The sequence below is a fragment of the Chromatiales bacterium 21-64-14 genome (assembly GCA_002255365.1).
In the GTDB taxonomy this organism is placed as follows: domain Bacteria; phylum Pseudomonadota; class Gammaproteobacteria; order 21-64-14; family 21-64-14; genus 21-64-14.
Map to the genome: position 1 here is coordinate 42,318 of NCBI01000017.1, position 12,549 is coordinate 54,866.

At 65.5% G+C, this 12,549-nt stretch carries 11 protein-coding genes; 9 read left to right on the forward strand and 2 right to left on the reverse strand.

Features of this window, described 5'->3' with window-relative positions; translation table 11 throughout:
• Positions 1-235: 235 nt before the first annotated feature.
• From B7Z66_09435 to B7Z66_09450, 4 genes are all read left to right on the forward strand, one after another.
• Positions 236-556: a hypothetical protein gene (locus B7Z66_09435; protein ID OYV76286.1), complete on the forward strand. Its 321-nt coding sequence runs from the start codon at positions 236-238 to the stop codon at positions 554-556.
• Positions 557-674: 118 nt separating this feature from the next.
• Positions 675-1,826, forward strand: a complete 1,152-nt coding sequence (locus B7Z66_09440) for a cytochrome-c peroxidase (GenBank protein ID OYV76306.1) — start codon at positions 675-677, stop codon at positions 1,824-1,826.
• 11 nt (positions 1,827-1,837) lie between these two features.
• Entirely contained in the window at positions 1,838-2,917 is a 1,080-nt protein-coding gene (locus B7Z66_09445) for a serine/threonine protein phosphatase (GenBank protein ID OYV76287.1), read from the forward strand.
• A gap of 17 nt (positions 2,918-2,934) precedes the next feature.
• Positions 2,935-3,363 carry a cytochrome C gene (locus B7Z66_09450; GenBank protein ID OYV76288.1) on the forward strand — a complete coding sequence of 143 codons (429 nt, stop codon included), beginning with the start codon at positions 2,935-2,937 and terminating at the stop codon, positions 3,361-3,363.
• Between the two features lie 115 nt (positions 3,364-3,478).
• On the opposite strand, the gene B7Z66_09455 is transcribed toward B7Z66_09450, so the two are convergent.
• Complete coding sequence (locus B7Z66_09455) at positions 3,479-5,152, reverse strand: DNA repair protein RecN (GenBank protein OYV76289.1); 1,674 nt, start codon at positions 5,150-5,152, stop codon at positions 3,479-3,481.
• Positions 5,153-5,381: 229 nt separating this feature from the next.
• A complete protein-coding gene (locus B7Z66_09460; GenBank protein OYV76290.1) occupies positions 5,382-6,269 on the reverse strand; it encodes an NAD kinase in 888 nt (295 codons plus the stop codon).
• A 184-nt stretch (positions 6,270-6,453) separates the two neighbouring features.
• Between B7Z66_09460 and B7Z66_09465 the strand changes: the two genes are divergently transcribed.
• From B7Z66_09465 to B7Z66_09485, 5 genes are all read left to right on the forward strand, one after another.
• Positions 6,454-7,485: a heat-inducible transcriptional repressor HrcA gene (locus tag B7Z66_09465; protein OYV76307.1), complete on the forward strand. Its 1,032-nt coding sequence runs from the start codon at positions 6,454-6,456 to the stop codon at positions 7,483-7,485.
• Between the two features lie 48 nt (positions 7,486-7,533).
• Positions 7,534-8,130 carry a nucleotide exchange factor GrpE gene (locus B7Z66_09470; GenBank protein ID OYV76291.1) on the forward strand — a complete coding sequence of 199 codons (597 nt, stop codon included), beginning with the start codon at positions 7,534-7,536 and terminating at the stop codon, positions 8,128-8,130.
• A 126-nt stretch (positions 8,131-8,256) separates the two neighbouring features.
• Positions 8,257-10,215 carry a molecular chaperone DnaK gene (locus B7Z66_09475; protein OYV76292.1) on the forward strand — a complete coding sequence of 653 codons (1,959 nt, stop codon included), beginning with the start codon at positions 8,257-8,259 and terminating at the stop codon, positions 10,213-10,215.
• Positions 10,216-10,393: 178 nt separating this feature from the next.
• Positions 10,394-11,536 (forward strand): molecular chaperone DnaJ, encoded by a 1,143-nt coding sequence (locus B7Z66_09480; GenBank protein OYV76293.1) that lies wholly within the window; start codon positions 10,394-10,396, stop codon positions 11,534-11,536.
• Between the two features lie 107 nt (positions 11,537-11,643).
• Positions 11,644-12,447, forward strand: a complete 804-nt coding sequence (locus B7Z66_09485; protein ID OYV76294.1) for a 4-hydroxy-tetrahydrodipicolinate reductase — start codon at positions 11,644-11,646, stop codon at positions 12,445-12,447.
• The last annotated feature ends 102 nt before the right edge of the window (positions 12,448-12,549 follow it).

Consider the following 12,549-nt stretch of genomic DNA (forward strand, 5'->3'; position numbering starts at 1 on the left):
CGCCTATCGGGTGGATTGGAAAATTTAGCTTCCCGCGCCCGCGCCGTAGGGCTTAGGTTACGGATAACCCGCTTGGGCGGCCGCCCAAGCGGTCCGCGTTTGTGCCATGCTTTGAGCGAGCGGCACAGGTTGGGGGTAGTGTAATCCGGCGCGGTGCAAGGCGAAACAAAGGGAGCGCTGTTTCGCGTTGGTTACCTGCGCGGCGGCTACTTCGTCGGGGAGCGGAGTCGGCAGCATGACACTTAGACAGATTCAATATCTCATTGCGCTGGCGGATGCCGGGCATTTCGGGCGCGCCGCCGAGCGTTGTTGCGTGAGCCAATCCACCCTGAGCCTGCAGTTGCGGCGTATGGAGACCTATCTCGGTCTGGAATTGTTCGACCGGGAGCGCCGCGGTATCTGGGATACGCCCGCGGCGCGCGAAATCGTGGAGCTGGGCCGCCAGATGCTGCGCCTCGCCGGCGCGATTCGACAAGTGGCCGCCCGGGCCCCGGCCGGTGTCGCGCCGGCGCGGGCGCCAGCCCGACCGATTGACACAATCAATTGCAAGGGGTGATGCGTCGGCGCCTATTGGCGCTAGACCAATTCTAATTCTAAGACCGGTGCGGGAGTGCCGGTGGGGCGTGGGGCGGGCCGGCACTGGCCCGTGTGCGAGCAAGGGAGGACCTTCCATGATGGCCAAGCGAACAGGGCATATCGGTGCGGCCTGCGCGGTCGCGCTGGCAATTTGCGGGCCGGCGGCGCTGGCGGCTCCCTTGGGGCTTCCACCGGTACCGATACCGGCAGACAACCCCCAGACGCCGGAGAAGATCAAACTCGGCGACCGGCTGTTCCACGATAAGCGCTTCAGCAGCACTGGGCAGGTCGCGTGTGCCAACTGTCACAAGGCAGAGCTGGTGTTTACCGACGGACTGAAGGTTTCCCAGGGTATCCACGGGCTCAAGGGCACCCGCAACGCACCGACGGTGGTGAACGCAGCGTATATGAAGACGCTGTTCTGGGACGGGCGCGAACCGGATCTCGAAGGCCAATCCCAGCAGCCGTTCGTGAACCCGGTGGAGATGGGGCTGAAGGACCATCGGCCGATCCTGAAGATCGTGCGCACGGATCCGGCCTACGCGGCGGCGTTCCAGCGCGTGTTCGGCAAGAGCGGCGAGGAGATCACCATGACCGAGGTCGCCCAGGCGATCGCGAGCTTCGAGCGCACCCTGGTGTCCGGCGACAGTCCCTTCGACCGCTACTACTACGGTGGAGACCGCCACGCCATGACGCCTGCGCAGATTCGCGGCCTCGAGGTATTCGTCAATCAGGGGCGCTGCGTGTCCTGTCACACCATCGAGCAGACCCAGGCGCTGTTCACCGACAACCGCTTCCACAACATCGGTATCGGCTTCAAGCGCATACGCGGCAAGGAGAACCGCCTCGCTGAGCAGTTCATCACCGCGAAGCGCGGCGGCGCGAACGTCGACGTCACGGTGCTCACCAGCAAGGACATGTCCGAGATGGGGCGCTTCGCGGTGACCGAGAACCTGACGCAGATCGGCGCGTTCAAGACCCCGACCCTGCGCAACGTGGCACGCACCGCGCCGTATATGCACGACGGCAGCCTGAAGACCCTCAAGGAGGTGGTGGACTTCTACAACAACGGCGGGCGTTTGCGCGAGAGCGATCCGGTGGACGACTTCCAGAGCGGTGGCATTCGCCCGTTGAATCTCTCCAAGCGGCAGAAGGCCGACCTGGTCGCGTTCCTCGAGGCGCTCACCAGTCCACAGTACGTCAAGCGGGTTCCGGGGCCGGCTGCCAGCCGCAAACCGGCCGCACACTGAAGGGGGCAGCCATGAAGAAACCCATCAACCGACGTGACTTCCTCAAGCGTGGCGGCGCGTTGCTCGCCGCCGGCGCGCTACCCATGAGCCTGGTGGAGATCGCGTACGGCAAGGACAGCAAGGAGCAGGGGTTCACCTTCGCCTATATCTCCGACAGCCACATTACTCACGTGCGCGGCAAGGAGTTCGTGCGCAACTGGGACCGGGGCCTGATCCAGGCGGTGGCCGAGGCCAATCTGCTGACCCCGCGGCCGGACTTCATCATGTACGGCGGCGACATCGCGCAGCTCGGCAAGCGCGAGGAGATCGACCATGGCCTGGAGATCCTCTCCGGGCTGCGTGGCAAGGCCCGCTACGTCATGGGCGAGCATGACTATTACCTGGACCTGGGCAAGTACTGGCGCAGCAAGCTCGGGCGGGACCACTACAGCTTCGACCACAAGGGCGTCCATTTCATCGTCCTGAACAGCATCCTGACCTACGACGAATGGACCTATCACCGCTGGCCGAGCGCGGCGGAGCGCATGCACCAGATGGCGCGGCTGGACAACCCGCACGGGTCGCCGTTCATGGTGGGCGATGCGCAGCGCGAGTGGTTGCGCAAGGAACTGGAGAAGGTCAGCGTCGACACCCCGCTGGTGGTGTTCTCGCACTCCCCGCTGCAGAAGATCTACAAGGGCTGGAACTTCTGGACCGATGACGCGGAACAGGTCCAGGCGCTGCTCAAGCCGTTCAAGAAGGTCACGGTCCTCTACGGCCATGTCCACCAGATCCAGTACAACCAGATCGGCAACATCAGTTTCCATTCCGCCATGGCCACCGCCTGGCCGTGGCCCTACCCGCAGTCCTTCTCGCAGGCGCCCAGCCATCTGCCCAAGCTCACGGTGCCGATGGACCGCGCCGACCCGTTCTTCGAGCGCGACGGGACCGGATGGCAGTTCATCAACCTGCACACGGGTCATGTGGACGCCCACTACCTGCTGCCGGACAACCAGAACCGGGTGGTGGCCTACGATGCGGCCCTGGGCCACCCGGTGGACACGGTGTTCCAGGCCGAGGACCGGCGCATCCCGCCCCAGACCCACTATTGATTGAGGAGGAACGACCCATGAACAGCAGGAGACGGGGAGTGCGGGGCAAACGGCTGCTGGCGGCGCTCAGCGCAGCGGCGCTGGCTGGGGCTGCGACCGTGGCCTGGGGTGACGAGTTCACCCAGCAGGACCTGGTACGCTGGCAGGGTGAGTACATGTCCGTGGTGAAGAAGGGTGAGCAGCTGTTCCACGGTGGCCTGGACAGCAAGAACACGGTGTCCTGCGACCAGTGTCACCCGGATGCCGCGGGTATCCATCCGGAGACCTACCCCAAGTTCCAGAAGCAGCTCGGACGGGTGGTGGTGCTCGGCGAGATGATCAACTGGTGCATCATGAACCCGTTGCAGAGCAAGCCGCTGGCATTGGACGACCCGCGCATGGTGGCCCTGCAGGCCTACATTACCCAGCAACGGCGCGGTGTGGCGCTCGCGCCGGGCAAGCACTGAGGACCGCCCGGCTGGTCCCCGCCGTCACACCCCGATCGGGTGTCCCACGGCGGGGTCCACGGCGCGGGACTTCCAGGAGCCGGTCCCGTCCCGCGATTTGCGCTGCCCGCAGTTCTTAACCCTGGGCGCGCTGGATCATCTCCTCGGCATGGGCCAGGGTCTGCGGCGTGATCTCCAGCCCCCCCAGCATGCGCGCGATCTCGCCGATACGTTCCGCCGCGCTGAGGCCGCGGATCTGGGTATGGGTGGACTGGCGCGTGGAACGCTTGGTGACTTGCAGATGGTGGTGGGCCAGCGAGGCCACCTGCGGCAGGTGGGTGACGCACAATACTTGGTGATGCCGGCCCAATGCGCGCAGGTGATGTCCCACGGTCTCCGCCACGCCGCCGCCGATGCCGCTGTCCACCTCGTCGAAGATCAGGCTGGGCAACGCGCCTTCGTCCACCGCGGTGACCTGGATCGCCAGGCTGATGCGCGACAGTTCACCACCCGACGCCACCTTGCGCAGCGCCTTCACCGGTTCGCCCGGATTGGCGCTCACCAGAAACTCCACCCGCTCGCGCCCGCTGGCCGCGGCCTCGCCGTCGGGTAAAGGCGCGAGTTCGACCTGGAACTGCCCGCCGGGCATGCCCAGCTCCTGCATTGCCGCGCTGATCCGCTGCGTGAGCCGGGCGCCGGCCTCGGCGCGGCGCAGGCTCAGTTCGCGGGCCGATTTTTCGAAGTCGTCGCGGGCCGCGGCCACTTCCTGTTCCAGCGCATCGCGGCGCTGGTCGGCGTGTTCCACTGCCTGCCATTCCGCGCGGATCTGTTCCAGGAGCGCCGGCAGCGCTTCGGGCGCAACCCGATGTTTACGGGCCAGGTCGTGGATGGTGGCCAGGCGCTCGTCCACCCACCGCAGCCGTGCCGGGTCCAGGTCCAGCCGGTCCAGATAGCGGCGTAACTCGCTGCCCGCCTCGTCCATCTGTATGCGCGCGTTCTCCAGATATTCGGCGATGCCAGCGAGATGTCCATCCAGATTCTGGAGTCCCTGGATCGCCGCCAGCACGCGGTTCAAGCGGGTGGATAGGGAAGCTTCTTCGTCCTCATACAGGGTGTCCAGGGCCTCGCGGCCGGTCTCCAGCAGCCGCCCGGCGTTGGCCAAACGCCGGTGTTCGTCGTCCAGGGCGGGAATCTCCTCCGCTGTCAGTGCCAGGGTTTCCAGTTCCCGCACCTGATAGCGCAACAGCTCGGCGCGGGCCGCGAATTGTGCTGCGGATTCCAGCAGTGCGGTGCGCTCCCGGTCCAGTTCCTTCCAGCGCCGGTACGTCTGGTCCACCGTGCGGGCGAGGGCGAGGTGGCCGCCGAACCCGTCCAACCAGGCGCGCTGAACGTCGGGGCGCAGTAAGGACTGGTGCTCGTGCTGGCCGTGGATGTCCACCAGACAGGCGCCCAGGTCTTTGAGGGATTGCAGCGGGACCGGGCGGGCGTTGATGTAGGCGCGCGTGCGTCCCTCCCGGAACACCACGCGGCGCAACTGGCATTCGTCCCCGGACTCGAGATCTTGCTCCTGGAGCCAGCGGCGCGCCGCCGGGTTGGCGCACACGTCGAAGGCGGCGCTGACCTCGGCGCGTTCCGCGCCGTTGCGCACCGTGTCCGGATCCGAGCGGTCCCCGAGGACCAGGCCCACCGCGCCGACCAGGATCGACTTGCCGGCGCCGGTCTCGCCGGTGAGCACGGTCAGGCCCGGTGCCAGTTCCAGCTCCAGGGCCTCGATGATGGCGAAGTCGCGGATCTGGATCTGGGTCAGCATGGGGGCTTGCGTGATGCCACGGTGAACATGACGCGGTGCGGGTGCCGCGGCCGGGCGGCGTTGCGGGTGGTGCTGCAGCGGGACGGTTGGGATGCGGGTCGGTTGGCGGTCATGGCAGGTTTCGCTGGGCTCTCCCCAGGATTATGCCGCAGTCAGGCCAGTTCGGGTATCGCGGTACGCCGGGGCGCAAACCATGCCATTCTCCGAGAGCCTTCATGAACCATGCGGGCTAACGGTTCTCCGGCGTCCGTCCCCAAGCGAGCTTGGCGCGCAGGATCTCGAAATAGTCGTGGTCGATGGGGTGGAGCAGGCGGATGGCCCGTTCCTTGCGGCGCACGGAGATCTGGTCGCCGCAACGCAGCTCCGTGTTGATCTGCCCGTCGCAGCTGACGTGGGGCGCCACGTCATCCCCGTGTTTCACCACGATCTGTACCTCGCTGTCGGCACTGACCACAATGGGGCGGTTGCTCAGGGTGTGGGGACAGATCGGCACCAGCACCATGGCATCGAGGGTCGGGTGGAGGATCGGCCCTCCGCCGGACAGGGCGTACGCGGTGGAACCGGTGGGCGTGGAGATAATCAGCCCGTCGGAACGCTGGGTGTACAGGTAGCGCCCATTCAGCAGGGTATCGAATTCGATCATGCGTGCCACGCCACCCTTGTGCAGGACGACGTCGTTGAGGGCGTCGCTCTCCAGCACCGTATCGCCGTCCCGCAGGACGCGGGCGCGCAACAGGAAGCGGCGTTCCTCGCGGTAGCGCCCGGCGAGTATCTCCGCCAGCCGCTGGGTCATTTCCTCGGGAGACACGTCCACCAGGAATCCCAGATGCCCCAGGTTTACCCCGAGGAGGGGGACGTCGTCGTCGGCGAGGCTGCGGGCAGCGCTGAGCAGAGTGCCGTCGCCGCCGATGATGATCGCCAGGTCGGAGCGCTGCCCGAGTTCGGCGCGGCTGACCCGCGGATGAGGGCATGGGCCGGGCAGTTCCGTCAGTCCGTCGTCCAACAGCACGGTGCGTCCCTGATCTTTCAGGTACGCCCGGATGGCCTGCAGGGCGCCCACCACCCTGGGGTCCCCCTGCTTGCCGATGAGCCCGATGGTCTGGAACCGTTCCGTCATCGCGGGTCGTGCCTGGATCGAGTGAACGCCATGCCGGTCGCTACGTTACGGGCGCCGGTATCGGATGCCTGCGCCGTTGACAGCGGGATGTTAGCACTCTACCCTTAAGAGTGCTAACAAATCCTTGATTCGGGAGCCTGATCGCGCCGTGGCGAGTAAAACCGGACACTCTGGGGATCCCGGCCTGGGGGATCGCGCCCAACAGGTGCTCAAGGCCCTGGTGGAGCACTATATCAGCCAGGGCGAGCCGGTAGGTTCGCGTACCTTGTCCCGGAACCGGAGCCTGGACCTTAGTTCCGCCACGATCCGCAACGTAATGGCCGATCTGGAAGATCTGGGCTATGTCCAGTCCCCCCATACTTCCGCCGGCCGTATCCCCACCGTGCGTGGTTACCGGTTTTTTGTGGATGCCCTGCTGACGGTGCGGTCCTTGGAATCCGAGGAATTGGAGGCATTGCGCCATTCCCTGGCCACGTCCGGTGCCGGGCGCACCGAGGACGTGCTGGCGGTGGCGTCCGGTCTGCTGTCGGCCATCACGCGCATGGCCGGCGTCGTGACCCTGCCACGTCCCGGGGAGGATTCCCTGCGTCATGTGGAATTCCTGCCCCTGTCTGGCAAACGGGTGCTGGCGATCCTGGTGGTTAACGAGGCCAATGTGGAGAATCGGATCATCCACACCGAGCGGGCCTATAGCGCCTCGGAGTTGGAACAGGCCGCCCATTACCTGAACCAGAACTTCGCCGGGAAGGGTATGGACGGGGTGCGGCGGCAGTTGATCCGGGAGATGGGCGTCGCCCGGGAACATATGGACCGTATCATGCGCACCGCTGTGGATATGGCGGAGAAGGCCTTCACACCCACCCCCCAGCACGGGGACTATGTATTGGCCGGCCAGAATAATCTTATGGAATTCAATGAGCTTACTGGAAGCGTCGGGCGGCTGCGGCAGCTCTTCGAGGCGTTCACGCAGAAGCGCGAGATCCTCCACCTGCTGGATCAATGCGCCCACGCCGACGGGGTACAGATCTTCATCGGCGAGGAGTCCGGATACCAGGTGCTGGATGAATGCAGCGTGGTTACCGCGCCCTATTCGGTGGACGGCCGCGTGCTCGGCGTGCTCGGGGTGATTGGGCCCACCCGGATGGCCTACGAGCGGGTGATCCCTCTGGTGGACGCCACCGCCAAGCTTTTGAGTGCGGCCTTGAATCCACGTTAAGCGCCCTTATCTACCGTTTAGGATTCATGAAGCTGCGGGGGAAATGGCATGCAAGATGAGGAAAACCGGTCGACAGCGGCGGCCGGATCCGCCGGCAATGGCACCGAGGCCGGATCTGACTCCGGGACTGCACTGGAGGAACGCCCCCTGGAGGAGCGTCCGGTGGCGGAGTTGGTGTCCCTGCTGGAGGAGGCGCGGGCCAAGGCGGAGGAGCATTGGAACCAGTTCCTCCGGCTCAAGGCGGAGATGGAGAATTTCCGCCGGCGCAGCGAACGGGAGCTGGAGAACGCCCACAAGTACGCCGTGGAGAAGTTCGCCACGGAGTTGCTGGCAGTGCGTGATAGCTTGGAAATGGGGCTGAGTGTCGCCCAGGAAGGTGTCGTGGATGCGGGCAAACTCAAGGAGGGCAGCGAGCTCACCCTGAAGCTGCTGAGCCAGGTGTTCGAGAAATTCGGTATTCGCGCCCTGGACCCGGCGGGTACGCGCTTCGACCCCAGTTACCACGAGGCCATGGCCATGCAGGAGCGCGCCGACCTGGAGCCCAACACGGTCCTCAACGTGGTCCAGAAGGGGTACACCCTCAATGATCGCCTGATCCGCCCGGCAATGGTCATCGTGTCCAAGGCGGCCTCGGGGAACGGCTGAGCCACCATGACAGGGCCTTGAAAAACGGAATCCTGACCACACCTTACCGGTAACACGTCGGCTTGCCCTGGAGTGGGCGGACGAACCTTCGAAAATTTCGGGTATTGGAGCTGGAGAGCGCGAACCATGGCAAAGACGATCGGGATAGACCTCGGGACCACCAACTCGTGCCTGGCGGTGATGGAGGCCGGCAAGCCGAAGGTGATCGAGAACAGCGAGGGGGCACGCACCACGCCGTCGGTGGTGGCCTACGCCGAGGACGGGGAGGTATTGGTGGGGCAGCCCGCCAAGCGCCAGGCGGTCACCAATCCCCACAACACCCTGTTTGCCATCAAGCGCCTGATCGGCCGCCGCTTCGATGAAGAGGTGGTGCAGCGCGACATCAAGCTGATGCCCTACAAGATCGGCAAGGCCGACAACGGTGATGCCTGGGTGGAAGTGCGCGGCAAGCGCATGGCGCCGCCGGAGATCTCCGCGCGGGTGCTGATGAAGATCAAGAAGGATGCAGAGGCCTATCTCGGGGAGGAGGTCAAAGAAGCGGTAATCACGGTGCCCGCTTACTTCAACGACTCCCAGCGTCAGGCCACCAAGGATGCCGGCCGCATTGCGGGTCTGGAGGTCAAGCGCATCATCAACGAGCCCACCGCGGCGGCGCTGGCCTACGGTCTCGACAAGCAGAAGGGCGATCAGAAAGTTGCCGTCTATGACCTGGGCGGCGGCACCTTCGACATCTCCATCATCGAGATCGCGGAGGTGGACGGCGAACAGCAGTTCGAGGTGTTGGCCACCAACGGCGACACCTTCCTGGGCGGCGAGGATTTCGACAACCGCCTCATCGACTATCTGGTGGACGAGTTCCACAAGGAACAGGGGATCGACCTGCGCGGCGACGCGTTGGCGATGCAGCGCCTGAAGGAATCGGCGGAGAAGGCCAAGATCGAACTCTCCTCCACCCAGCAGACCGAGGTCAATCTGCCCTATATCACCGCCAACCAGGCCGGCCCGAAGCACATGAATTACAAGATCACCCGGGCCAAGCTCGAGTCCCTGGTGGAGGACCTCATTGCCCGTACCGTGGATCCGACCAAGACCGCGCTCAAGGACGCCGGGTTGAGCGTGAGCGATATTCAGGAGGTCATCCTGGTGGGTGGGCAGACCCGCATGCCCAAGGTTCAGGAGACGGTGAAGTCCTTCTTCGGCAAGGAGCCGCGCAAGGACGTCAACCCGGACGAGGCGGTGGCAGTGGGTGCCGCAGTACAGGCCGCGGTGCTCACCGGTGAAGTAAAAGACGTGCTGCTGCTGGATGTCACGCCCCTGTCCCTCGGGATCGAGACGCTGGGCGGTGTCATGACCAAGCTCATCGAAAAGAACACCACGATCCCGACCCGGGCGAATCAGGTGTTTTCCACCGCCGATGACAGTCAGACCGCGGTTACCGTGCATGTGCTGCAAGGTGAACGCGAAATGGCCTCTGCCAACAAGTCGCTCGGCAAATTTGATCTGGCGGGCCTGCCGCCGGCGCCGCGGGGCGTGCCGCAGATCGAGGTGACCTTCGACATCGATGCCAATGGCATCCTTCATGTGTCGGCCAAGGACAAGGCTACCGGCAAGGAACAGTCCATCGTCATCAAGGCCTCCAGCGGGCTGAAGGAGGATGAGATTCAGCGCATGGTCAAGGACGCCGAGGCGCACGCCGACGAGGATCGCCGTTTCCACGAATTGGTGGAGACCCGCAACCATGCGGACAACCTGGTTCATGCCACCACCAAGACCCTCAAGGAATTGGGAGACAAGGCGGACGCGGCGGAGCGCAAGGACATCGAGGCGGCCATCAGTGCCGTGCAGGCGGCCTTGAAGAGCGAGGACAAGGCGGAGATCGAGTCCAAGAGCCAGCGCCTCGCTGAACTTTCGGGCAAACTCGCCGAACGCCTGTACCAACAGAAGGGCCAGGAGTCCGGCGGCCAGCCCGGGGGCGCCGCTGACGGGGCGCACGGCGGCGCTGCGGACGGGGCGCAGTCCGAGTCCGCTCAGCACGATGATGTGGTGGACGCCGAATTCGAGGAAGTGAAGGAAGATCGCAAGTAACCTGACTATGCGTTTCGTGGCGCGGCCGGCGACCCGGCCCCCGGCGGGTGCGGGGGTCCAGGGATGCGTTGGCCGCGCGGCGTTGCGGGGGCTGTTCATTGAGGCGGGAGCGGGGCGCCCTTGCATGCATGCCATGCCGCTCCGCGCATTGATGACCTTGGAAAAGACGCACTGAATCATGTCCAAACGCGATTATTACGAAGTCCTGGGAATTAGTCGCAACGCCTCGGAGGCGGACCTCAAAAAGACCTATCGCCGCATGGCCATGAAATACCACCCGGATCGCAATCCGGGAGACCATACGGCGGAAGAGCGGTTCAAAGAGGCCAAGGAGGCCTATGAGGTCCTTGCGGATCCGCGCAAGCGCGCTGCCTACGACCAGTTCGGACACGCCGGACTAAGCGGCGGGGTCGGGGCCGCCGGGGCCGCGGGCGCCGGGGCCAGCTTCAGCGACATCTTCGGTGATATCTTCGGGGATATCTTTGGTGGTGGTGGCGGTGGACGGACCGGCGCCGGCAGCCGCGCGCGCCGCGGTTCCGATTTGCGCTACAACCTGGATCTGTCTCTGGAGGACGCGGTATTCGGTACCACCGTCAAGGTCCGGGTTCCCACCTTCGTGACCTGTAGCAGCTGCGGCGGTGGCGGCGCCCGCAAGGGCACCCAGCCCAGTACCTGCGGCACCTGCGCCGGCCACGGGCAGGTGCGCATGCAGCAGGGCTTCTTCTCCATCCAGCAGACCTGCCCGCGCTGCCACGGGGCCGGGACGGTGATTGAAGATCCCTGTCCCACCTGTCACGGCAACGGGCGGGTTCAGGAACAGAAGACCCTTTCCGTGAAGGTGCCCCCCGGCGTGGATACCGGGGATCGGATCCGGCTCTCGGGGGAAGGGGAGGCGGGCGAGGGTGGCGGGCCGGCCGGAGATCTGTACGTGCAGGTCCGGGTACAACCGCACCCGATCTTCACCCGGGAAGGCAACGACTTGGCCTGCGAGGTGCCGATCCGCTTCGTGACGGCGGCCTTGGGCGGCGAACTGGAGGTCCCGACCCTGGACGGGCGGGTGATCCTCAAGATCCCGCCGGAGACCCAGAGCGGCAAGCTGTTTCGGCTGCGCGGCAAGGGGGTCACGCCGGTGCGGGGCGGTGCCGCCGGCGACCTGCTGGCCCGGGTCACAGTGGAGACCCCCGTCAACCTCACCAAGCACCAGAAGGAGTTGCTGCATGCGTTCGAGGCGGAGGTGCGCGGCGGAGGTAACCGCCACAGCCCGCGCGAGAGTTCGTGGCTGGATGGGGTCAAGAAATTCTTTGAGAACGTGAAGTTTTGACGACCCCGACTTTAAGGATCCGCTGACGGGTGGGCGGTGGTCCTGTTATCCTCTAAGGCCCCTGACCCGGATTCAGCTCCGGATATATCCGCGGATACCAAACCCTCATGACTAGAGTCGCCATCGCTGGCGCCACAGGGCGCATGGGTCGCACCCTCATTCAGGCCGCCGCCGCGTCGGAGGGGCTGCGCTGCACCGTGGCCACCGAGCGTCCGGGCAGCGAAGTCCTGGGTATGGACGCAGGCCAGTTGGCGGGCGTGGGATCCCTGGGGGTACCGGTCACCGCAGACTTGGCCGGGGTGGCCGGGGATTTCGACGTGCTGGTGGACTTCACCCGCCCGGAGGTAACCCTGGCGCACCTGGAGATCTGCCGCGCCGCGCGGCGGCGCATCGTCATCGGTACCACTGGCTTCGATTCGCCCCAGCGGGAACAGGTGCGCGCCGCGTCCCGGGAGATCGCGGTGGTGATGGCCCCGAATATGAGCGTGGGGGTGAACCTGTGCCTCAAGCTCCTGGCCCTGACCGCCGGGGTGCTGGGAGACGAGGTGGACGTGGAGATCATTGAGGCCCATCACCGCCACAAGGTGGATGCCCCCTCCGGGACCGCCCTGGCGATGGGCGAGGTCGTGGCCCGCGCACTGGGCCGGGACTTGGCCCAGTGCGCGGTGTATGGGCGCCAGGGCCATACCGGCCCCCGGGACCCAAAGGCGATCGGCTTCGAGACCATCCGCGCCGGGGACATCGTGGGCGAGCACACGGTGATGTTCGCGGCCCCTGGGGAGCGGGTGGAGATCGTCCACAAGGCGAGCAGCCGCATGACCTTTGCCCGGGGTGCGCTGCGTGCGGCCAGCTGGCTCATGGCCCGGGAGAACGGCCTGTTCGATATGCAGGACGTACTGGATCTGCGCTGAGGTGCCGGCGCGCCCGGATATCCCCGCAATCACATGGACACCCCCCACTCCATCCAGTAAAATTCCACCGATTTCCAGCGGCGTCACGGTAACGAGCACGGA

What these genes read in the sequence shown, in the direction of transcription:
- B7Z66_09435 (OYV76286.1), top strand. Translation starts at nt 236, where the DNA reads ATGACACTTAGACAGATTCAATATCTCATTGCGCTGGCGGATGCCGGG.
- B7Z66_09440 (OYV76306.1), top strand. Translation starts at nt 675, where the DNA reads ATGGCCAAGCGAACAGGGCATATCGGTGCGGCCTGCGCGGTCGCGCTG.
- B7Z66_09445 (OYV76287.1), top strand. Translation starts at nt 1,838, where the DNA reads ATGAAGAAACCCATCAACCGACGTGACTTCCTCAAGCGTGGCGGCGCG.
- B7Z66_09450 (OYV76288.1), top strand. Translation starts at nt 2,935, where the DNA reads ATGAACAGCAGGAGACGGGGAGTGCGGGGCAAACGGCTGCTGGCGGCG.
- B7Z66_09455 (OYV76289.1), bottom strand. Translation starts at nt 5,152, where the DNA reads ATGCTGACCCAGATCCAGATCCGCGACTTCGCCATCATCGAGGCCCTG.
- B7Z66_09460 (OYV76290.1), bottom strand. Translation starts at nt 6,269, where the DNA reads ATGACGGAACGGTTCCAGACCATCGGGCTCATCGGCAAGCAGGGGGAC.
- B7Z66_09470 (OYV76291.1), top strand. Translation starts at nt 7,534, where the DNA reads ATGCAAGATGAGGAAAACCGGTCGACAGCGGCGGCCGGATCCGCCGGC.
- B7Z66_09475 (OYV76292.1), top strand. Translation starts at nt 8,257, where the DNA reads ATGGCAAAGACGATCGGGATAGACCTCGGGACCACCAACTCGTGCCTG.
- B7Z66_09480 (OYV76293.1), top strand. Translation starts at nt 10,394, where the DNA reads ATGTCCAAACGCGATTATTACGAAGTCCTGGGAATTAGTCGCAACGCC.
- B7Z66_09485 (OYV76294.1), top strand. Translation starts at nt 11,644, where the DNA reads ATGACTAGAGTCGCCATCGCTGGCGCCACAGGGCGCATGGGTCGCACC.